Raw genomic sequence first — 21,011 nt, 5'->3', positions numbered from 1 at the left:
GCCCGCGGCGTGGCCCCGCCCGCCCCGGGCACCCGGGCGGGCCAGGGCCGGCAGGTGCCCCGGCTGTACGCCGCCGGATCGGTGCGGCCGGACGGCTTCGATGATCTCCGGAGCGCCCTCGCCCGATGCCCCCTATGGCATGCCGGTATGCCGGGCCTCGGCACCCCTGCACCTCGTGCCGACCAGGCGTCGGGGGCGAGGCCGCGGAGGGACCGGGCCGGAGCCGGTGGCGTCCGGGTCGATCCGGCGAAGCGGCGTTGGTCGGGCGCTCGTGGGCACCAGGCGAGCCGGGACAGGTCGTACGGCCCGGCTCGCCCGGTCAGCCGGCGCGTCTCGGGGGCGCGCCGGTCACAGCTCCACCGGCATCAGCTTGCCGGTGTGCACGTCGTACACCGCGCCGCCGACCGCGAGCCGGTCGGGCAGGTACGGGTAGGTGCGAATGCGGATCATGTCGCGCCGCAGCGCCGCGTCCTGGTCGGCCACCGTGTGGAACTCCAGGCTGCGAGTGTCGATGCCGTACTCGCGGCTGATCAACTCGTGCACCTGTTCGTCGGTCGACTTGGCCATCCGGCAGTCGGTGTGCGGCATCACCAAAACCCGGTCCACGCCGAGCAGGTACACCGCGAGGATGAGCGTGCGCAGCACGTCATCGGTCACCCGGGCTCCCGCGTTGCGCAGGATCTTGGCGTCTCCGGCGGACAGGCCGAGGAGGTTGAGAGGGTCGATCCGGGAGTCCATGCAGGTGACCACGGCCAGGCCCCGCTTGGCCCGGCCGGTCAGGTCGGAGTGCTGGAAGGATCGGGCGAAGACCTCGTTGGCGGCGAGCAGATCATCGAAGGCTTCCGTCATGAAGCCAATATTCCCGGATGCCGGTTTGATGAATACGGCCGGGGGGTTTCCGAGAAGAGGGTAGGTAAAGATCCCACGATCACTCATCACTGTGGGTGATGATGGTCCCACTCTGAGTGGAAGATCGTGGAGAGGGTTCGCGGTGGGGACGACCGATTCGCTCGCCGGCTATCTACGCGCCCGGGCCAGGTGGCGGCTCGACCGGGTGCAGGCGCGGGACGGCGGCTGGAACGCGCGTTGCGCGCTCGCCCTGCTGGACGCCGCCGCCTACGCCGAGGCGCTGCCCGGCGATGACCCGCTGATCGAGGCGCTGCGGGAGGCCGGATGCTTCGGCCCGCACGGGTGCGGCGACTTCGCGCCGGACGAGGAATCCGCCAAGATCATCGACTCCTGGCACGACGGCGAGCCGTGGGAACTGCTGGCCGCCATCACCGCCGCCGGGCGGCCGGGCGGCCTCACCGCGCCCTGCTGACCGCGGGTCTCCGCCTGCCGTCACGGCTCGTTGCCCGGCTTCCACTTGATGCCGCAGCCGAGGCTGGGGTGCTGCGGGACCGGTACCTGCTCGCCGGCGAGCACCGCGTCGATGGCCCGGCGCAGTGCCGCCCCGGTCACCGGTGCCTGGTTGGACGGCCTGGCGTCGTCGAACTCGCCGCGGTAGGCCAGCCGGCGCCCGGCGTCGTAGAGGAAGAAGTCGGGCGTGCAGGCCGCGTGGTAGGCCTTGGCGACCTCCTGCGACTCGTCGATCAGGTACGGGAAGCCGAAACCGGCGCGCCTGGCCTGCGCGGCCAGGTGGCGGGGGTCGTCATCCGGGTAGCCGGCGACGTCGTTGCTGCAGATGGCGACGGTTTCGACCCGTTCGCGGTAGTCGGCGGCCAGCCTGCCGATGCCGTCCTCGATGCGTCGCACGTACGGGCAGTGGTTGCACAGGAACATCACCAGGGTCGCCTGCGCGGGCTTGATCTCGGCGAGCGACAGGCGGCCGCCGTCGACCGACGGCAGGTCGAACTCCGGCGCGGGAGCGCCGAGCGGCACCATGAACGAGGACACGGCCATACCCCGATTATCGCAAGCCCGCCCAGGACGCCGCGGCGCCGTCAGCGAATCAGGTGCCGGCCGCCCGCCACCGAGACGATTTCGCCGTTGACGTGCCCGTTCGCCGCGGAGCCCAGATATGCGGCCAGGGAGGCGACGTCCTGTGGCCGGCAGATGCGCCCGGTGGGGGTCTTGGCCGCCTCGGCGTCGACCGCCTGCCGGCCGAAGCCCGGCGTGCTCAGTGCGCGGTCGGTCAGGGTGAATCCCGGTCGTACGACGTTGGTGAGGATGCCGTGCTCGGCCTCCCGGGTGGCGAGCACCTTGGCCGCCGTTTCCAGCGCGCCCTTGACCGCCGGATATCCGACGTTCCACGGCATCGGCTGCTCGACCACGTCGGAGGAGATCAGCACCAGGCGGCCCCATCCGGCGCTCCGCATGCCGGGGAGGACGGCATCGACGACCGCGAGCGTCCCGAGGGCGTTCACCGTGAACGTGTCGGCCAGGCTGTCCCAGGTCTCCGGGGCCCGTGCCGGCCAGGCGACCGCGTTGGCGACCAGGACCGCGATGTCGCCGAGCCGGCGCTGGACCTCGCGCACCGCCTCCGACGCCGTCGCCGGGTCGCGCTGGTCGAGGCGCACGGTCATCGCCTGCCCGCCACTCTGGACGATCGTGTCGGCCAGCGCGCGTGCCGGCCCCTCGTTGCTGTGCCAGGTGGCGGCGACCCGGGCGCCCTCCGCCGCGAACGCCTCGGCGATCGCCCCGCCGATGGCTCCGGACGCTCCGGTCACAAGCGCGACGCGGCCGTCGAGTCCGAGATCCATGACCCCTCCAATAGTTAGCCGACTAGTAATTAGCCGACTATACATTCGTAGGATCGGTGGTGTGAACATGAGCGAGGCGATGCGCATCAACCGGGCGCTGAACAAGATGAGCAAGCTCTACCGGGCCGCCAAGGCGCGCAAGCTCGCGGCGCTCGGGTTGCACCCGGGTCAGGACGTGCTGCTGTGGATCCTCGCCCAGGAGCCGGAGGGGATGACGGTCTCGGAGCTGGCCGAGAACCTCGGCATCGAGCCGCCGACCGTCACCCGCAGCCTCACCCGGCTGGAGGGCGGCGGGTGGTTCCGGCGCGAGCCGGTCGCGATGGACCGCCGCCAGGTACGCATCGTCGTCACCGAGGCCGGGCACGCGCTGGTGCCCCGCATCGAGCGCGCGTGGGAGGAGCTCGCCGAGCAGGCGATGGGGGAGGTGACCGCGGGGGAGCGCGAGGTCGCGATCTCCGCCCTTGAGCGCGCCAACGACCGGCTGCGCCGCATCGCCGGGGAGGCCGCTCTCGCCGAGGAGTGACCGCCGGCGCCTCCGGTTCCCGGGCAGCCGTGCTCGCGGCCCGGTCGCCTGCGTTCGGCGCGTGCCGTCATGGGTAGACGGGCGGACGGCGTGCGCTGAGGGCCGGGGAGGTTCGATCGGGCGCCGGGGATCGACACCGATACAAGGTGATCACCGGTGTCGATGATCGGTGAACTGGAGGAGTGACCATGGAGCGGATCGCCCGCTTGCGGAACATCGTGCTGGACTGTCCCGACCCCAAGGCACTGGCCGAGTTCTACTCGTCCATCACCGGCCTGGCGGTCTGCTACGAGGACGACGAGTGGGTGAGCCTCGGCGACGGCGGGCCGGTCAGGCTGGCCTTCCAGCGAGCCGAGGACTACCGGCCGCCCCGCTGGCCGGACGCCGAGCACCCCCAGCAGCTCCACCTGGACCTGACGGTGGACGACCGCGGCAAGGCCGAGCCCGAGGTGCTCGCGCTCGGGGCGACCAGGCACCCGCACCAGCCCGGCGAGCCCGACGGAGACTTCACCGTCTTCCTCGACCCCGCCGGCCACCCGTTCTGCCTCTGCGACGCCGGCTGACCCGGCAGCCGCCCGGTACGGCCTCCTGCAGCCACGCCGCAGGCATGCCTCAGCCGGCGGCTGCCGGGCGGGCAACAGCTGGATCGGCGGCGACCAGCGAGTTGCGCCCTCAACGTCACCGGCGGGTTCTCCGGCCCGGGCGCCGTGCCGCGACGGGCGGCACGGCGGTGCGTCCCGGCCGCTGCCGGGCCTCCGTCCCGAGCATGCGGACCTTGGCCGAGGGCCGGTCGGTGAGCGACCCCTGCCCACGCGGCGGCGCAGGCATTGCCGTGAACCTTGGCCGCCGCTCAGACCTCCGTCTGCTCGCCGGCGGTCACGGAGACGGCCGGCGGCTCCGCGGCTTCATCGGGGGCGCTGCCCAGCGCTCCGCCGATCGCCGCGATCGTCGCGTTCAGCCGCACGCCCGAGCCGTCCCGGCGGCCGAGCTCGTCGGGAAGCTCGGCCGGCCTGCCGGCCGAGGACACCGCCTTGATCGGGGTCGGCCCGGCCCAGGCGAGGATGAGGGCGTCCTCGCCCTTGAGGAAGCGCTGCGCCCGCACGCCGCCGGTCGCCCGGCCCTTGGGCGGATAGTCGGCGTAGTCGGAGACCTTCGCGCCGCCGGCCTCGGTGCCGGGAAGCGCGGTGGCCGAGCCCGCGACGGTGACGACGCGCGCCTCCCGGGACGGGTCGACCACACCGAACCAGATGACCTTGGCGTCGTCGTCCAGCCGGATGCCGGTCATGCCGCCGGCCGGACGCCCCTGCGGGCGCACCGCCGAGGCGGGATAGCGCAGCAACTGCGCGTTGGAGGTGATGAACACCAGGTCGTGGTCCTCGGAGGACAGCTCGACGGCGCTCAGCACACTGTCGCCGGGCTTGAGGCCGATCACCTCGAACTCGTTGCGGTTGGCCGGATATTCGGGCACGACCCGCTTCACCAGGCCCTGGGCGGTGCCGAGCGCGAGCCCGGGGCCCTCGGGGTCGAGGGACCCGAGCCCGGCGACCCGCTCGCCGGGGTTCAGGGTGACGTACTCGCTGACCGGATGGCCGCCCGATAGGGACGGCGGGCTCGCGGACGGCGGCAGGGTCGGCAGGTCGACCACCGAGACTCTGATCGCGCGGCCGGCCGAGGTCACCACCGCGACCTCGCCGCGCACCGTCGAACGGACCACCGAGACCAGCACGTCGTGCGGCGAGCGCTCCTCGCCCGCGCCGAGCGGCGTGGCGTCCGCGGTGCGGGCCAGCAGGCCGGTCGAGGAGAGCAGCACCAGGCAGGGATCGTCGGCGACCTCCAGCGGGATCGCGCCCGGCGTGGTGACCACCCCGCCCTCCAGCAGCACGGTGCGGCGCGGCGTGCCGTAGGTCTTGGCGACCTCGGCCAGCTCGCCGGAGACGACGCGGCGCAGGCGGTCCTCCGAGGACAGGATCGCGGTCAGCTCGGCGATCTCCTCCTGCAGGGTCTGCCGCTCGCGCTCCAGTTCCAGGTTGTCGTACCGGGTGAGGCGGCGCAGCGGCGTGTCCAGGATGTAGTTCGCCTGGACCTCCGACAGCTCGAAGATCTGCATGAGCCGCGTGCGGGCCTCGGCGGAGTCCTCGGAGGAGCGGATGACCTGAATGACCTCGTCGATGTTGAGCAAGGCGATGATCAGGCCGTCCACCAGGTGCAGGCGGTCCTCCCGCTTGCGCCGCCGGTGGCTGGAACGGCGGCGCACGACCTCGATGCGGTGGTCGACGTAGACCTGGAGGAGCTGCTTGAGGCCGAGCGTGCGGGGCTGGCCGTCGACCAGCGCGACGTTGTTGATGCCGAAGGTCTCCTCCATCGGCGTCAGGCGGTAGAGCTCGGCGAGCACCGCCTCGGGGTTGAAGCCGTTCTTGACCTCGATGACCAGGCGCAGGCCCTTGTGCCGGTCGGTGAGGTCCTTCAGGTCGGAGATGCCGGAGAGCCTCTTGGCGTTCACCAGCTCCTTGATCTTGGTGATGACCCGCTCAGGGCCCACGTTGAAGGGCAGCTCGGTGACGATGATGCCCTTGCGCCGCGGGGTGACCTGCTCGATCGTCGTCCTGGCTCGCATGCGGAAGGTGCCACGCCCGGTCTCGTAGGCGTCCCTGACGCCGTCCAGGCCGATGATCATGCCGCCGGTCGGCAGGTCGGGGCCCGGGACGAACCGCATCAGCTCGTCCAGCGAGGCGTCCGGCTTCTTGATCAGGTGGCGGGCGGCGGCGATGACCTCGACGAGGTTGTGCGGGGCCATGTTGGTCGCCATGCCGACCGCGATGCCCGCCGCGCCGTTCACCAGGAGGTTGGGAAAGGCGCTGGGCAGGACCGTGGGCTCGGTCTCCTGCCCGTCGTAGTTGGGTTTGAAGTCGACGACGTCCTCGTCGATCGACTGCACCATGAGCATGGCCGCGGGCGCCAGGCGCGCCTCGGTGTACCGCATGGCGGCGGGCAGGTCGTCCGGCGAGCCGAAGTTGCCGTGGCCGTCGACCAGCGGCAGGCGCATCGAGAACGGCTGGGCCATGCGGACCAGCGCGTCGTAGATGGCGGTGTCACCGTGTGGGTGGAGCTTGCCCATCACGTCGCCGACGACGCGCGAGGACTTCACGTGCCCCCGGTCGGGCCGCAGGCCCATCTCGCTCATCGAGTAGAGGATGCGGCGCTGGACCGGCTTCAGGCCGTCGCGTGCGTCGGGGAGAGCGCGCTGGTAGATCACGGAGTAGGCGTACTCCAGGAAGCTGGTGCGCATCTCGGTCGAAACGTCGATGTCGACGATCCGCTCCTCGAAGTCCTCGTCTTGCGGGGGTGTGGTAGTCCGTCGGGCCATATCGAACATTGTGCCGAAGGTGCGAGGTGCTCCGCGACTCGAAGGTCATTTGCCCGCCTACGCCCGCAGGCCCGGCTCCGCCCGAGGTCAGCGCCCCGACGTCCTATCCCGGCCCCGGTCCCGCTCTCGGGGCGCCTCCCGTGCACCGTCGCTCGGCCCTTTCGGTCCCGCCGCGCCCTGCTTCTCCGGCCTGTGGACGAAGTCCGGACGACTCCTGGGCGAAGCGGGTCTTCCGGGCGGCGGAGCCCGGCCGTCGTCCACAGGAGGAGGCGGAGGGACGGAACCGTCACCGGGAACTGATAGCAAGGACACATGGTTGACGAGACCGGCCTGCGGGCCGAGGCCGAGCGGAAGCTGCGCGCCCTGGCGGGCGACCACGCCACCTTGCGCGACGACCAGTGGTCCGCCATCAGGGCACTGGTGGTCGACCGGCGGCGCGCGCTGGTCGTCCAGCGCACCGGATGGGGCAAGTCGGCGGTCTACTTCATCGCCACCGCCCTGCTCCGCGCGCGGGGCGCCGGTCCAACCGTGATCGTGTCGCCGTTGCTGGCCCTCATGCGCAACCAGGTCGACGCCGCCGCGCGGGCGGGCGTGCAGGCCGCGACGATCAACTCCGCGAACGTCGACGAGTGGGAGTCCGTGCACGACGAGGTCGAGCGTGGCCAGGTCGACGTGCTGCTGGTCAGCCCCGAGCGGCTCAACAACCCCGACTTCCGCGATCTCGTCCTGCCCAAGCTCGCCGCGTCCGCGGGCCTGGTCGTGGTGGACGAGGCGCACTGCATCTCCGACTGGGGTCATGACTTCCGCCCCGACTACCGGCGGCTGCGCACCCTGCTGGCCGACCTCCCGCCGGGCGTGCCCGTGCTCGCCACCACCGCCACGGCCAACGCCCGCGTCACCCGCGACATCGCCGAGCAGCTCACCGCCACCACCCCCGGCGCGGGCGACACCCTGGTGCTGCGCGGGCCGCTCGAGCGCGACAGTCTCCACCTCAGCGTCGTCCGGCTGGGCACCGCCGAGCAGCGGCTCGGCTGGCTCGCCCAGACCCTGCACGAGCTGCCCGGTTCGGGCATCGTCTACACGCTGACCGTCGCCGCCACCCACGAGATCGCCGCCTACCTCCGCGACCAGGGGCACGAGGTCGCGGCATATTCCGGCCAGACCGACCCCGCCGAGCGGCTGGAGGCCGAGCGCGACCTGCTCGGCAACCGGCTGAAGGCCCTGGTCGCGACCTCAGCCCTGGGCATGGGGTTCGACAAGCCCGACCTCGGGTTCGTCGTCCACGTCGGGGCGCCCGCCTCCCCGGTCGCCTACTACCAGCAGGTCGGACGGGCCGGGCGCGGGGTGGAGCGCGCGGAGGTCATCCTGCTGCCCGGCCCGGAGGACCGCGACATCTGGGCGTACTTCGCGTCGCTGGCCTTCCCGCCCGAGCCGGTCGTGCGGGCCACCCTCGACACTCTGCCGGCCGAGGGCACCATGTCCACGGCCGCGCTGGAGACGCGGGTCGACCTCAGCCGCAACCGGCTCGACATGATGCTCAAGGTGCTGGACGTCGACGGCGCGGTCCGGCGGGTGAAGGGCGGCTGGCAGGCCACCGGCCGGCCCTGGGCCTACGACACCGAAAGGTACGCCCGGGTCGCCGCCGAGCGCGCCGCCGAGCAGCGGGCCATGCTCGGTTACCTCTCCACCACCGAGTGCCGCGAGGAGTATCTCCGGCGGCACCTCGACGACGACACCGCCCGTCCCTGCGGCCGCTGCGACAACTGCACCGGCCGGCACCGGCCGGTGGAGGTCGCCCCGAACGCCCTGAACAGCGCCCGTGAGCGCCTGCACCGTCCCGGCGTCGACGTCGAGCCCCGGCGGCAGTGGCCCACCGGCCTGAAGGACCTCGGGCTCTCCGGCCGTATCCGCCCTGAGCAGGCGGCCGAGCCCGGGCGTGCCCTCGGGCGGCTCACCGACATCGGCTGGGGCAACGTCCTGCGCGGGCTGCTCGCCGAGGGGGCGCCCGACGGCCCGGTGCCGGAGGAGGTGTTCGACGCGGTGGTCAAGGTGCTGAGCGCCTGGCGCTGGGCCGAGCGGCCGGTCGCCGTGGTCACCATGCCGTCGGCGACCAGGCCGGCGCTCATCGGCACTCTTGGGGAGCGGCTGGCCGCCATCGGGCGGCTGCGCCACCTCGGCTCGCTGACCTACCGCAACGGTCCGCCCGGTCGCCAGCACAACAGCGCCCAGCGCGTGCGGGCCCTCCAGGCCACTCTCGCGCCCCCGGCCGCCGACCTCTCCGGCGGTCCGGTGCTGCTGGTGGACGACCGCATCGACACCGGCTGGACGATGACCATCGCCGCAGCCCTCCTGCGCGACTCCGGCGCCCCCGCCGTGCTCCCTCTGGCCCTGGCCACCACCACCTGAGCACGACCACCCGACGGCACGGTCATCCCCGCGGTCCTGTGCGAACCCGCCTCCACGGCTCCTGGCACGAACCATCCGCGCGCAGGCCCTGGTGGGTGGAGATGCCGGTGGTCGGGGGCGGAGAGGGGAGGATCACGGGCGAGGCCTTGGCGGGGGCGAGGAGGCGGGGGCCTGGTCCGGGGCTGAGGCCGGTGCGCGGAGATGGCTGTGGTCGGGAGCGGAGAGAGGAGAGGATTGCCGGCGGGGTGGGGGGCGAGGGCCTGGCCGGGGGCGGGTGTGCCGGTGTGCGGGGTGTTGAAGGCCGTCGGGAGGGCCGCGCGGCTCGGGCGGCGGCCGCCGCGGCCACTTTGAGGGTGGCCGACAGGTGCCGAGCCGTCATCGAGGCATGGCCAGGGGGCCTGCCTTCGTTCGGTCCCCGAGGTCGCGCGCCGACCGGCCGATCGCGGGGGTCGGGTCGCCGTTGTGCCTGCGAAGCCTTGGGTGCGGGCCTGCTCCTAGGCCGGGCCGGGGGTCAGAGGCGGGGGCGGGCGCCGAGGTTGCTGATGGCCTTGGCGGCCAGCGCGTTGCCGGCGGCGAGCGCGTCGGCCGGCTGCTTGCCCTCGAGCCACGGCTGCAGGAAGCCCGCCGTGAACGCGTCGCCCGCACCGGTGCCGTCGATGACCCGCTCGAGGTGGTCGGCCGGGGCGCGCACGGGCTCGGGGCGGTTGTTGGTGTACCACAGGGAGCCCTCGGCGCCGAGCTTGATCACGACCTGCGGGAACCACGCGGTGAGCACCTTGGCGGCGGACGCCGGGTCGTCACGGCCGGTGAGCACCTTGGCCTGGGCGTCATTGGCGAACAGCAACTTGGCGCTGTGCGTCCACTCCAGGAACGGCTCGGCGCCCGTGCGCTCGAGCGGCGCCGCGGAGGCGCAGTCGACCGAGATCGACATGCCCGCCCGTCGCGCGTGCTCCAGCGCGGCCAGGCCGGCGTCGCGTGACCCCTCGTTGAGCAGGGTGTACCCCGAGACGTGCAGATGGCCACCCTGGATGAACAGGTCGCGCGGCAGGTCTTCCGGGGAGAGCGCCGCGTTGGCGCCCGGGTCGGAGAGCAGCGTGCGCTCGCCCTTGTGGGTGACCAGCACCACACAGGTGCCGGTCGGCCGCTCGGGATCCATCACGAGGCGGGCGTCCACGCCGTACCCCATGAGCTCCATATCGCGGTTGCGGCCGGTGATGTCGGCGCCGCGGCGGCCGACGAACGCGACCTCGGCGCCCTCGACGGCCAGCCAGGACGCGATGTTCGCTCCGGAACCGCCACCGTGCATGGTGACGACCGCAGGTGTGTCGCTCGCCCTGGCGAGGGGGTAGCGGGCGCGTGCGACCGCGTCGGTCATCAGATCGCCCACCACGACAACCCGGGTCATGATGTCACCACCTTGCTGGCACTACAGGAGGCTGCTGACAGAAAACCTAACAGCTTCAAGCCGGGGCGTGGGGCATAGAGCGGACACGCGTGCACAGTCGATGCACAAGCGTTGCCCAACGAAACGGACAGACGGCCGCTTACCCTCATCAATGTGGAACCTCACTACCCCGCCCACTGGGAGGCCGACGTCGTACTGTCGGACGGGGGCACCGTGCACGTGCGCCCCATCCGTCCCGAGGACGCCGGCATCCTGCGCGATTTCTACTCCCGGCTGTCGGAGCAGTCGATCTACTTCCGGTTCTTCGGCCCGCGCCCGAGGCTGTCGGACCGTGAGGTGGCCCTGTTCACCAATGTCGACTACGTGGACCGCGTCGCGCTGATCGCGACGCTCGGCACGGCGATGGTGGCGGTCGTCCGCTTCGACCGGCTGGACCGGCAGGAGGCCGAGGTGGCCTTCCTGGTCGAGGACGCGCACCAGGGCAGGGGAGTGGCATCGGTGCTCATGGAGCACCTGCGGGCCGCGGCGCGGGAACGTGGCATCAAGACCTTCATCGCCGATGTGCTGCCGTCCAACAGCCGCATGATGGCGTTCTTCAGCAACGCCGGGTACACCGCGCGGAGCCGGTTCGAGGACGGCGTCGTCCGGATGACCCTGGACCTCGCGACCACGGAGACCTCCCGCGAGGTGACGATGGCGCGCGAGCATCGCGCCGAGGCCCGCTCGATCGAGCGGTTGCTCACCCCGGCCTCCGTCGTGGTGGTGGGCGCGGGACGCGAGGCGGGCGGCATCGGCCAGACCGTGCTGCGCAACCTTCTCGGCGCCGACTTCAACGGGCCGGTGTACCCGGTGCACCGCGAGGTGCGCGCGGTGGCCGGCGTGCGCGCGTACAAGAGCGTCTCGGCCATCGACGGCGACGTGGACCTCGCCGTGGTGGCCGTGCCCGCGGACGGCGTGCTCGATGTGGTCGAGGAGTGCGCGCAGAAGGGGGTGAAAGGTCTGGTGGTGGTGTCCTCGGGGTTCGGTGAGACCGGGCCGGAGGGCCGGGTCCGGCAGGACGAGCTGGTACGCATCGCGCGTGCGCACGGGTTGCGCGTCGTGGGGCCGAACTGCCTGGGCATCGCCAACACCGACCCCGCCGTCCGGCTGAACGCCACCCTCGCCGCCCGGCTTCCCGGCCGGGGACGGGTGGGGTTCTTCAGCCAGTCGGGCGCGCTCGGCACCGCCCTGCTCCAGCGGGTCGCCCAGCGGGGGATGGGCATCTCGACCTTCGTGTCCGCCGGCAACCGGGCGGACGTCTCGGGCAACGACCTGCTGCAATATTGGGTGGAGGACCCGGCGACCGACGTGATCCTGCTCTACCTGGAGTCGCTGGGAAACCCGCGCAAGTTCGCCCGCCTGGCCCGCCGCACCTCCCGCGAGAAGCCGGTCGTGGTGGTCAAGAGCGGCGGCGTCACCCAAGGCGTGCCGGTCGGGCACGCCGCGCCGGTGCTGGGGCTGCCGGACACCGCGCTCAGCGCGCTGTTCGAGCAGGCGGGGGTGATCAGGGTGGACGACCTCACCCAGCTCTTCGACGTCGCGCAGCTTCTGGCCTACCAGCCGCTGCCCGCCGGGCCGAAGGTGGGCGTGGTCAGCAACTCCGACGCGATGGCCCTGCACGCCGTGGACGCCTGCGTGGCCGCCGGCCTCGACCCCTGCCCGCCGGCCAACCTCGGCGCCCGCGCCGGGGCGGCCGACTACCGCAAGGCGCTGGCGGAGATGGACTGCCGGGTGGACGCGATCGTCGCGATCTACCTGCCGCCCGTGCCCGGCGACGCGGCGGCGGTGGCCGCCGAACTGGTGCGGACGGCCAAGGAGACCGGCAAGCCCCTCCTCGCGACCTTCGAGGGACGCATGGGCATGCCCGAGGAGCTGCGCGTTCCCGGCGAAGGGGGCGACCCGGGCAAGGGCTCCATCCCGTCCTATCCGGCGGCCGAGGAGGCCGTACGAGCGCTGGCCCACGTGGTGCGCTACTCCCTCTGGCGCGGCACGCCGCCCGGCGCCCCGCCGGAGATCGGTGACGTGGACACCGCCGGCGCCCGGGCGGTACTGGAACGCCTGCTCGCCTCGGAGGAGGACGTCGAGGTGGACGCGACCGAGCTGCTCGCCTGCTACGGGCTGCGGGTCTGGCCCTCGGAGCCGGTCTCCTCGCCCGAGGAGGCCGTCGCGGCCGCCGAGCGGCTCGGCCGGCCGGTCGTCGTCCGCGCGGCCGACCCCGAGACGTCTCACCGGGCCGGCACGGTGCGGCTCGGCCTGTCCGACGCGGGCGGGGTGCGCCGGGCGTACGCCGACCTGGCCGAGCGGCTCGGACCCGAGGTGCCCCTGTCGGTGCAGCGGATGGCGCCACAACCGGCCGTGCAGACCGTGGTACGCGTCGTGGACGATCCCGAGTTCGGCGCGGTGGTGTCCTTCGGGCTCGGCGAGATCACCGCCCGGCTCCTCGGCGACGAGGCGTACCGGCTCGCCCCGCTGACCGCCGATGACGCCGCCGCGCTGGTCCGCTCGGTGCGTGCCGCGCCTCTGCTGTTCGGCCGGTACGGGTACCCGCCGGTGGCGGTGGAGGCGCTGGAGGATCTGATCGTCCGCGTGGGCCGGCTGGCCGACGAGCTGCCCGGGGTGGCGCGGCTGGTCCTGGACCCGGTCCTGGTGGGCGAGTCCGGGGTGAGCGTCCTCGGCGCCCGCGCCCTGGTACGCGGCAGCGTCGGCCCGCGCCCCGACCGGGGGCCGAGACGCCTGAGCTGACCCGCGAGGAGCGAGAGGGCCGGTGCCGGCCAGGGATCGCGAGCGCCCGGGGCGGACGATCCGCGACGGAACGCCCGCTCGCGGCCGCGAGCCGGAGAGAAGTGCGCGCCCACCGGCGGACCGCCCGCGCCGGTGATCGCGGGGCCGTTCCCCCGTGAACGTTTCGCTCGCCGGCGGGGCGGGACGCCGGCGCCCGTCCGGTGCTCGCCGTGGGCGTACACGCCTTGGGGAGGAGGTGACCCGGCGCATCCGATGTGGTGGGAGGGATGGGCGGGTCGAACATGGAGTCCACTTGCGGCCGGAGGCGGCCAAGGCAGGCGCCCGCGAGGTGAAACACGACGCCGAGACAGGGCAGGATGGACTCATGAGGGAAACCCGAGTCTCGGCCGCGAGTTTGCGCGAGGCTATCGAACGCAGCGGCTACTACCCCGATCTTGTGGCCGACGCGGCGGAATCCGCGCTGGGTAAAGAGCCGGTGACGGCCTTCGTCGTTCACCACGAGGCGACTTTCGACCCTGCGATGGAGGTGCGCAGGCACGTCACCGTCGTGATCCTCTCGCCCACCCGGCTCCTGGTGTGCCACACCGACGAACACCCGCCCGCCGACGGCATGCCCACCTCGCACGCCTCGACCACGACCGAGGCCGTGCGCCTGAGCCGCGTCCAGTCGGTCGCGGTCACCAGAGTGGTCCCCGACCCGGCGGCGTACGTGCCGGGGGTGCCGCCGACCGAGGTGACGCTCACCATCGGCTGGGGCGCCATCTCCCATGTGGACCTGGAGCCCGCCACCTGCGGGGACGAGAACTGCGAAGCCGACCACGGGTACACCGGCGCGATCACGGCCGACGACCTCTCGCTGCGGGTCAGCGAGGCCGCCGACGGTCCCGAGGCCGTCAGCAACGTGCTGGCCTTCGCCAAGGCCCTTTCCGAGGCCACCGCCCGCACGGCGAGTTGACCATCCGGACGGCGGGTTGACCACCCGCGCCGGCCGGGCGCCCGGCACCATGCCGAGGCGCTCCGGCCGGCGCGCCGCCCTTCGCGCGGCGCGGCGGGGTGGGGCGGGGCTGCTCCGGCCCTGCTCCGCAGGAGTCCGATACTTCATCCCCCGCCGGAAGGCGGGGCTTCCCGGAGGTTTCGATGAGCCCGTTGATCAATCCTGGTGACCTCGGCGACTCCACCATCCTGGACGTGCGCTGGCGGCTGGTGGGCGCGCCCGGCATCGACTCCTATCGGGAGGGGCACCTCCCCGGCGCCGTGTTCTGCGACCTGGACCACGATCTGGCCGCGCCGCCCGGCGCGGGGGGCCGGCATCCGCTGCCGGACGCCCAGAGGTTCCAGGACGCGATGCGCCGGCTCGGCGTGTCGCGGTCGCGCCGGGTCGTGGTCTACGACGAGGCCGACGCCACGGCCGCGGCCCGCGCCTGGTGGACGCTGCGCTACTTCGGGCACCCGGACGTGCGGGTGCTCGACGGCGGCTACCGCAGGTGGGTCGAAGAGGGCCGTCCGGTGATCAAGGGGGATGTGCTCGCCGAGCCGGGCGACTTCACCGCCGAACCGGGTGGGATGCCGGTGCTGGACGCCGCCGGCGCGGGCACGCTCGCCCAGGAGGGCGTGCTGCTGGACGCCCGCGGCGCCGAGCGCTACCGGGGCGAGGTCGAGCCGATCGACGCGGTCGCCGGGCACATCCCCGGGGCGGTCAGCGCTCCCACGATGGAGAACGTCGACCCGTCCGGGCGGTTCCACTCGCCGGAGTTCCTCAGAGAGCGGTTCATCTCCTTCGGCGCGCTGCCCGAGGTGCCGGTCGGGGCGTACTGCGGGTCCGGCGTGACCGCCGCGCACGAGGTGCTGGCGATGGAGATCGCGGGTGTGCACGCCGCTCTCTACGTGGGCTCCTGGTCCAACTGGATCAACGACCTCTCCCGGCCCATCGCCACGGGCTGAACATCGTCGCGGGCGTGTCACCGCCGACCACCGGCGGCGACACGCCGGTGATCGTCCGGCGAGCACGCCGGGGCGTGACCTCGATGACCATGCGGGAGCACCGGCTGCTCGACCGTGCGACGCCCGCCCGGCGGCTGCCGCTCGGTCGTCACCGGTGTCCGCCGGCCGCCGGCGTCACGACCGGGCACCGGCAGGAGCGGTCGTGCGCACGGTGACCGTATGGGAGGCGCCGGCCTGATCGGCCAGACCGGTGAAGGTGAGGACGAGTTTCCGGCCGGTCTGCGCGCCGGCCAGCAGCGGGTGGCCGTGGACCACCCCGGCCACCCGGCGATCCCAGGTCACGGTCAGCTCGTCCAGGCCGCACCTGGGGTCGGCCACGGTGACCGTTGCCGCACCTGTGGCGTCCTCCCTGACCAGCACGGCACACGGACCCGAGGCGGTCAGCCCTTCTGTGGCCCCGCCCTGCCAGAAGTTCACCGCCGTGATCCCCAGAGAGGGGACCCGGATGCCCTGCTGGTCGGCGGTGTTGACCGATATGCGAAGCCAGTCCGGGTCGGCGGAGCGGGCCCGGGTCTGGACGGCGGTCGCGCCCGGCAGGAGCAGATACGCGTACCCGGCCGAGGCGGGGTCGGGGCCGTGGTCCAGCCAGAGCGTGACGTAGCCGCGGGCGACCCGCCCGGTCGCATCGGCCCGTCGCTCGCGCAGCAGGTGGAGGCGGGCGCCGCCCGGCAGGACATATCCGCCGTGCCCCGTCAGATGCGCCCAGCCCGCCTCGGCCATGGCCGCGGACCGGCCGGCGGACGAGGTTCCCGCCGCTCCGCGGTCCTCGCCGCCGGTGGGCCGGTCGTCCGAGGCGGGGGTGCGCCAGGGTCCCCCGAAGGCCGAGGCGGGCTTTCGGCCGTCGGCGGGAGGAGGCGCCAGGACCTCCCGGCCGTCCACGGTGAGCCCGGCGTCCGTCCGGCGGTTGTCCACGATCGTCTCCACCGGCACGCCGTCCCGGGCGGTGATGCCCGCGCCCAGGCAGACCACCGCGTCGTCCAGGAAGAACCAGGACTTGTACGCCTCCAGCGTGCTCTCCAGCCCGTACAGGTGCTGCCCGACGCAGGCGTACCGGCCGTCGGTGGCGCCGCCCACCCAGCGTGCGGGCGTGCGGGTGTCGCCCCACGCCGCTCCCGCCCCGTCGGGCAGCCGCCGGGTCGAGACCGTGGTGCCGGGCAGGCGGTAGGGGTCCACGGTGGGCCAGAACGCATCGGAGTACTGGTCGCCGTGGCCCTCGGCCCACCAGTAGAGCATGCCGGAGCCGGTGTGCCAGCCGCGGAGGTTCTCCCCGTTGCCGTGCTCGTAGTGGCCGATGCGGGAGGAGGCCATGCTGAGACCCGCGCACCAGCCCGGCCCGCGGTGCACGGCGCGGGCGCCCGCCGCCATCAGCCGGTGCCCCGGCGGCTCACCCGCGGCCGGGACCGCGTCATCGTCCATGATCGCGGCGAGCCGGGCGTGGAAGGCCAGGTCGGAGCGCTCGGCCGCGGGCAGCATGGGCACCGTGGTGTCCCGCGTCGCCCACCCCTTGACCATGGCCTGCCAGCGCGCCCGTTCGCCGCCGGAGGCGCTCTCCCCGAGCAGCAGGACCGCGGCGGCGATCTCACGCCCCCTGTCGTGGTCGCCGTACGATCGCCGGCCGATGCCGCGTCCCCGCACCATGTCCAGGCAGAAGCCGTCGTGGACGATCGGCGCGAAGGACTTCCCGACACTGTCGAAGATCACCTGCCGGGCCGGATCGGTGATCTCCCATGGTGATCCGCGCAGCACCGCGAACAGCGTCGCCAGCCCCGACAGCAGCGACACCCCGTAGGCCCCCTGGTAGGGCACGAAGGAGTGCTGGATGAACGTTCCGTCCCGGTGGAAGCCGTCGCCCTCCTCGGCGTACGGGAACACCGGCGAGAGCGCGGACACCGCCACCGCGGCCTTCCCCGGGTCCGATCGCAGCATGGCGCGCAGCAGCATGACCACGCAGAGATCCACGCGGTTGGCACCGGTACTGGTGCCGCTGTAGGTGTGCAGATGGCGTTCGGGGACGAAATGATCCACGGCGCCGGCCAGCGCCCTGCTCACGCCGTCGGGCAGGTGCGGCTCGATCAGTACGGCCGCGTCCAGCAGCTTCTTGGGGACGCCGATTTGCCAGTGCCACCAGTTGCCGGTCTCCGGGGCGCCCTCGGCGTACACCCGCCGCCGGTAGTGGTCGATGCCGCCGGACACCGCGGCGGCCAGGCCGGCGTCGCCGGTCAGGCCGGTGCCGGGCAGCGCGTAGGCGCGGGCCATGGTGAGCAGCCGGGCAGGGGTGGCCACGAACGACGGGAAGGGCTCGTCGGGCCAGAGCCGACCGGCCGCCGGCGCCGCGGTATCCCGGTATCGCGCCGCCGTGGTGCCGAGCGCCGCCAGGCGGGTGCGGTACGGCTCGGCCGCGGGGTCGAAGCCCGAGCCCGCCGTCACCTCCCGCCACCGGCGGCGCAGCGCCGCCAGGTGGCCGGCGAACATCCCGGCGAAGGCGGCGCCGTCTCCCGAGGGCGCGCCGGAGGCCGTGATCAGCACTCCTGCCGCCGCCAGCCCTCCGGCCCGCAGGAACGACCGCCTGCCCCACGCGTCCACGGCTCGGATTATCGCTCCCCGGCGGCCGCCGCCCCGCCTCCGACACCGCACGTCCCTCGCGCGCCGCTGGAGACCTGCTCGCCGGGCACTGGACGTTGCCGCCGGCTCTTGGCGGGGTCCCAAGACGCGGGACGACGCATCGGCGGTCGGCCGATGGAAGAGCAGAGGCCCGCATCTGGCCCGGGAGGCCACCGCCTTCGTCCGGCCGCCGGTCATGCCTCGCCCGGCGGGCTCGGCCTTCCGTTCACCGCCGAGCGGGCGGCGGGAGCGGACGGCCGAGGGAGCCCATGCAGGTGAAGCCGTGGACGCCCGTCCGCAGGGCGGCCGTGGCCAGGGCCTCGGCCGGCGTGTGCCCGCCGGCCAGCAGGGCGTGCACGAGCGTCATCACGGCGAGCGCCTCCGCATCGCGTATCGGGACAAGTCCGGCGATCACGCATGCCGCGCCCTGGTCCAGGAAGGTGCCGGCCAGGCCGAGGCTCGCCCCGTCCATCGGCGCGTGCGCCATGCCGGCGTCGCAGGCGGACAGCACGACGAGCCAGGGCGACCGTTCGAGCGCGAGCAGGTCGTAGGCCATCAGCGGCCCGTCCTCCAGGGCGATGCTCGACAGCAGTGGGCTGCGCGCCGAGAAGAACCCGTGCGCCGCGATGTGCGCGATCTCCGCCCGCGCCAGCGCATCGAGAACCTCCGCCCGCTTCGCGGTGACCTGCCGGGCACCCGGAAGTGCCGAAGGTTCCGCGTTCGTGGGAGGCGGGGGACAGGGCCGGCGGGCGGCTTGCCGGTAGGTGCGGACCACCATCGCGGCCTCGCCCTCCGCGTACCGCAGTCCGGGTCCCGCGATCGCCACCACCGGAGCCGGGCAGGCCGGCCACCGTGCCGCGTTGGTGAGCCTGGCCTCGCAGCGGGGGCCCGGCCCACCGGCCGTACGGCTCCGTGCGCGGCCCGCCCTGCCGGAGCAGGCCGCACACGCACCATCCGCATGGTTCTCCTCGGGGGCCGCCGGCGACGCGTCCACGGGGCCGGCGTCCTCCGGACGGGCCTGCGCCGTGCCGTCCGCGGGAAGGCCCGCGAAGAGCGAGGGACGGCGGGCGGTGCTCGCCAGCCAGGCGCCGGCGCTGGCCGCCACGCAGTGCGCTCGCCCAAGGAGCGGCGGCAGCACGCCCCACGGGAGCGTGTGCAGTGCCCCGGTCGGCACGATCACCACGGGACGGTCCCCGACATCGGCGCCCAGCGGCCGAAAGAGCTCCGCCGGCCCGGCCGCCTCCCCGGGCGGGCCGGAGGCAAGGCCCGTGCCGGTGTCCCGGAGCCCGGCCCGCCGCAGGGCGTACCTCAACCGGATCGTCGCCTCGGCGGCGGCGGTGTACGAGCCGAGCGGCCGCAGCACGCACCGCTCCTCGGTGACGACCACGGCAGCGAGTCGATCGCCGTCCCGGACCAACTCGACCAGCGCGGCCCCGTCGAGGACGGCGCGGATCCGGTCGGGCGGCGGAGCCGCGCCGCCACCGCCGGCCCGCCCGCGGGCGACCGCCCGGCAGTGCTCTGACCAGCTCAGCACCTGCTCCGGCCGCCCGTCCCGCAGGGCCAGTGCGAGGCCGAAAGCGGCGAGCCGTTCGCCCGCGCGCACGGCATGGGCCCGCACGCCGGGGTCGCTCAGCCGCTCGCCTCCCGCCGCGGCCTCCGCCAGTCCCGCGCGCAGCGCCGAGAACGCCCTCGGCAGGTCTCCGGCGAGACCGTGCCGGAGGGCCAGGGCATGGTGCCGGACGACGCGGTGCGCCCGCCCGGCCGGCGGCGGCCCGTCGGTCACGGCCGCCAGATCGGCCTCCATGGCGGTGGCCACCCCTGCTTCGCCCGTGGCCACCAGGTCCGTCATCAAGGGCGGGGCTGCGGGCCCTGTAAGGGCCGGCGAGACCGAGGCGGCGAGCGTCAGCTCGGCGGCGGTCAGGCGAAGGGCGGCGGCGGGGGCCGTCCATCCTTCCGCGGCCAGCCGGAGGGCCAGCGCCCGCGCCTGGCTCGCCAGGCGGCGGGCCTGCTCCGCGTCGCGGGAGGCCGGCGCCTCGATGGTGATGCGCGCGCGGAGAATCACCTCCTCCGCCAGGGGCACCCAGGCGTGGCGTCCCTGCCCAGCCAGCTCGCGGGCCGCCGTCTCGGCGGTCACCCGTGCCTGGTGCGGATCTCCGACGAGAAGTTCGACCTGCGCCAGCAGCAGCCGCGACTCGGCCAGCGCGCCGAGCGACCCGGTGGCGGCCAGCTCCGGAACCGCCCGGCCGAGCAGCGCGCGAGCCTCTCCCGGCAGATAGGCCGCGAGGAGCGCGCCGGCGAAGTCGCCGCGCATCGCCGCGAGGCGTTCGGGATAACCCGCCAGGGCGGCCTCCGCCTCCCGGTAGCCGGCGAAGGCGGCGGCGAGGTCACCGCGCCGGGTCGCGACGAAGGGCACGTTCGCCTCGGCGAGGGTGGCGATGTGGTCCAGGCCCGCGGCCCGGGCGACGGTCACACAGGCCGACAGGTCGGCGCCGGCCGCGTCGTAGTCCTCCAGATAGGTGTGCGCGAGACCGCGGTTGAGCAGGGCGCCGGCCAGGAAGCGCGGGTCACCGGCTCCGGTGAGCACCGTGATGGCCCGGTCGCACTCGGCCACGGCGTCCCGTGTCCTGCCGACCCGGACGAGCGCCACCGACCGCTGAACGCCGAGCCGGGCGGAGTCCAGGCCGGTCAGGTGCCCCTCGGCCAGGTCGGCGACGCGGAGCGCGCCCACCGGGTCGCCCAGCTCGGCGCGTACCGCGACCAGCGACAGCCGGGCCTGCGCGGCCCGCCCGGGCAGACCGCGCGCGGCGCGGATGGCCTCCTGCAGATGCTCCTCGGCCGGCTCCAGGTGCCCGAGCTCGCGGGCGGCGAGCCCGAGGGCGCGGTGCGCGATCGAGACGGCCTCCTGGCAGCCACGGGCGCGCGCTTCGGCGAGCACGGCGCTCGCGCGCTCGCGGGCCCGTGCGGGGTCGGCGCCGGAGAATTCCACCGTCTCCTCGGCGGCGGTGACGAGGGACGGTGCCTCGGGATGCGAGGTGGGGGCAGGTGGCGGCTCGCGAGTGGGCCCGGGGTCGAGGGCCGAGGGCTGGACGGAGCGTCCGGCAACGGGGAGCGGCGCCGTTCCGGGTTCAGGGGCGGGGGTGAGGGCTCGGTCGTGGGGGTGTGGAGGTGTCATGGGCGGAGGTCGTGGAGGGTCATGGAGGGAACCGGCGGTGTCGGGGATGGGTTCGG

14 protein-coding genes are annotated in these 21,011 nt (G+C 73.9%); 7 read left to right on the top strand and 7 right to left on the bottom strand.

What is annotated here, in order from left to right:
• Window positions 1-348: 348 nt before the first annotated feature.
• Window positions 349-849: a beta-class carbonic anhydrase gene (locus IEY93_RS35810; protein ID WP_189167616.1), complete on the bottom strand. Its 501-nt coding sequence runs from the start codon at window positions 847-849 to the stop codon at window positions 349-351.
• Between the two features lie 142 nt (window positions 850-991).
• Here IEY93_RS35810 and IEY93_RS35805 point away from each other — a divergent pair, with 142 nt between their 5' ends.
• Window positions 992-1,321 carry a hypothetical protein gene (locus IEY93_RS35805; RefSeq protein ID WP_189167615.1) on the top strand — a complete coding sequence of 110 codons (330 nt, stop codon included), beginning with the start codon at window positions 992-994 and terminating at the stop codon, window positions 1,319-1,321.
• A gap of 20 nt (window positions 1,322-1,341) precedes the next feature.
• On the opposite strand, the gene IEY93_RS35800 is transcribed toward IEY93_RS35805, so the two are convergent.
• Together IEY93_RS35800 and IEY93_RS35795 are read right to left on the bottom strand one after the other, a co-directional pair.
• A complete protein-coding gene (locus IEY93_RS35800) occupies window positions 1,342-1,902 on the bottom strand; it encodes a thioredoxin family protein (RefSeq protein WP_189167614.1) in 561 nt (186 codons plus the stop codon).
• A gap of 41 nt (window positions 1,903-1,943) precedes the next feature.
• Entirely contained in the window at window positions 1,944-2,702 is a 759-nt protein-coding gene (locus tag IEY93_RS35795) for an SDR family NAD(P)-dependent oxidoreductase (RefSeq protein WP_189167613.1), read from the bottom strand.
• 67 nt (window positions 2,703-2,769) lie between these two features.
• Here IEY93_RS35795 and IEY93_RS35790 point away from each other — a divergent pair, with 67 nt between their 5' ends.
• Complete coding sequence (locus tag IEY93_RS35790; protein ID WP_229691753.1) at window positions 2,770-3,225, top strand: MarR family winged helix-turn-helix transcriptional regulator; 456 nt, start codon at window positions 2,770-2,772, stop codon at window positions 3,223-3,225.
• 188 nt (window positions 3,226-3,413) lie between these two features.
• Entirely contained in the window at window positions 3,414-3,788 is a 375-nt protein-coding gene (locus IEY93_RS35785; protein WP_189167611.1) for a VOC family protein, read from the top strand.
• A gap of 287 nt (window positions 3,789-4,075) precedes the next feature.
• Here the strand turns inward: IEY93_RS35785 and IEY93_RS35780 are convergent, their stop codons facing one another.
• Window positions 4,076-6,589 (bottom strand): DNA gyrase/topoisomerase IV subunit A, encoded by a 2,514-nt coding sequence (locus IEY93_RS35780; protein WP_189167610.1) that lies wholly within the window; start codon window positions 6,587-6,589, stop codon window positions 4,076-4,078.
• A 312-nt stretch (window positions 6,590-6,901) separates the two neighbouring features.
• On the opposite strand from IEY93_RS35780, the gene IEY93_RS35775 reads away from it, so the two are divergent.
• Entirely contained in the window at window positions 6,902-8,995 is a 2,094-nt protein-coding gene (locus IEY93_RS35775) for a RecQ family ATP-dependent DNA helicase (RefSeq protein WP_189167609.1), read from the top strand.
• A 511-nt stretch (window positions 8,996-9,506) separates the two neighbouring features.
• Here the strand turns inward: IEY93_RS35775 and IEY93_RS35770 are convergent.
• Window positions 9,507-10,400, bottom strand: a complete 894-nt coding sequence (locus tag IEY93_RS35770) for a carbohydrate kinase family protein (RefSeq protein ID WP_189167608.1) — start codon at window positions 10,398-10,400, stop codon at window positions 9,507-9,509.
• Between the two features lie 153 nt (window positions 10,401-10,553).
• On the opposite strand from IEY93_RS35770, the gene IEY93_RS35765 reads away from it, so the two are divergent.
• The 3 genes from IEY93_RS35765 to IEY93_RS35755 all read left to right on the top strand — a co-directional run bounded on the left by IEY93_RS35765 (window position 10,554) and on the right by IEY93_RS35755 (window position 15,122).
• Window positions 10,554-13,181, top strand: a complete 2,628-nt coding sequence (locus IEY93_RS35765) for a bifunctional acetate--CoA ligase family protein/GNAT family N-acetyltransferase (RefSeq protein ID WP_189167607.1) — start codon at window positions 10,554-10,556, stop codon at window positions 13,179-13,181.
• Window positions 13,182-13,545: 364 nt separating this feature from the next.
• The gene (locus IEY93_RS35760; protein WP_189167606.1) at window positions 13,546-14,136 is read left to right on the top strand and encodes a DUF5998 family protein; all 591 of its coding nucleotides are present in this window, start codon (window positions 13,546-13,548) and stop codon (window positions 14,134-14,136) included.
• Between the two features lie 182 nt (window positions 14,137-14,318).
• A complete protein-coding gene (locus tag IEY93_RS35755; RefSeq protein WP_189167605.1) occupies window positions 14,319-15,122 on the top strand; it encodes a sulfurtransferase in 804 nt (267 codons plus the stop codon).
• A gap of 174 nt (window positions 15,123-15,296) precedes the next feature.
• On the opposite strand, the gene IEY93_RS35750 is transcribed toward IEY93_RS35755, so the two are convergent.
• Both IEY93_RS35750 and IEY93_RS35745 read right to left on the bottom strand, forming a co-directional pair.
• Window positions 15,297-17,765, bottom strand: a complete 2,469-nt coding sequence (locus tag IEY93_RS35750) for a polysaccharide lyase 8 family protein (protein ID WP_189167604.1) — start codon at window positions 17,763-17,765, stop codon at window positions 15,297-15,299.
• A 244-nt stretch (window positions 17,766-18,009) separates the two neighbouring features.
• Window positions 18,010-20,769 (bottom strand): CHAT domain-containing protein, encoded by a 2,760-nt coding sequence (locus IEY93_RS35745; RefSeq protein WP_189167603.1) that lies wholly within the window; start codon window positions 20,767-20,769, stop codon window positions 18,010-18,012.
• Between the last annotated feature and the right edge of the window lie 242 nt (window positions 20,770-21,011).

This window comes from Sphaerisporangium melleum, from assembly GCF_014646695.1.
Classification (GTDB): domain Bacteria; phylum Actinomycetota; class Actinomycetes; order Streptosporangiales; family Streptosporangiaceae; genus Sphaerisporangium; species Sphaerisporangium melleum.
This window is presented reverse-complemented; position numbering and strand designations above follow the sequence as displayed.

What these genes read in the sequence shown, in the direction of transcription:
- IEY93_RS35810 (WP_189167616.1), bottom strand. Translation starts at nt 849, where the DNA reads ATGACGGAAGCCTTCGATGATCTGCTCGCCGCCAACGAGGTCTTCGCC.
- IEY93_RS35800 (WP_189167614.1), bottom strand. Translation starts at nt 1,902, where the DNA reads ATGGCCGTGTCCTCGTTCATGGTGCCGCTCGGCGCTCCCGCGCCGGAG.
- IEY93_RS35795 (WP_189167613.1), bottom strand. Translation starts at nt 2,702, where the DNA reads ATGGATCTCGGACTCGACGGCCGCGTCGCGCTTGTGACCGGAGCGTCC.
- IEY93_RS35790 (WP_229691753.1), top strand. Translation starts at nt 2,770, where the DNA reads ATGAGCGAGGCGATGCGCATCAACCGGGCGCTGAACAAGATGAGCAAG.
- IEY93_RS35785 (WP_189167611.1), top strand. Translation starts at nt 3,414, where the DNA reads ATGGAGCGGATCGCCCGCTTGCGGAACATCGTGCTGGACTGTCCCGAC.
- IEY93_RS35780 (WP_189167610.1), bottom strand. Translation starts at nt 6,589, where the DNA reads ATGGCCCGACGGACTACCACACCCCCGCAAGACGAGGACTTCGAGGAG.
- IEY93_RS35775 (WP_189167609.1), top strand. Translation starts at nt 6,902, where the DNA reads ATGGTTGACGAGACCGGCCTGCGGGCCGAGGCCGAGCGGAAGCTGCGC.
- IEY93_RS35770 (WP_189167608.1), bottom strand. Translation starts at nt 10,400, where the DNA reads ATGACCCGGGTTGTCGTGGTGGGCGATCTGATGACCGACGCGGTCGCA.
- IEY93_RS35760 (WP_189167606.1), top strand. Translation starts at nt 13,546, where the DNA reads ATGAGGGAAACCCGAGTCTCGGCCGCGAGTTTGCGCGAGGCTATCGAA.
- IEY93_RS35755 (WP_189167605.1), top strand. Translation starts at nt 14,319, where the DNA reads ATGAGCCCGTTGATCAATCCTGGTGACCTCGGCGACTCCACCATCCTG.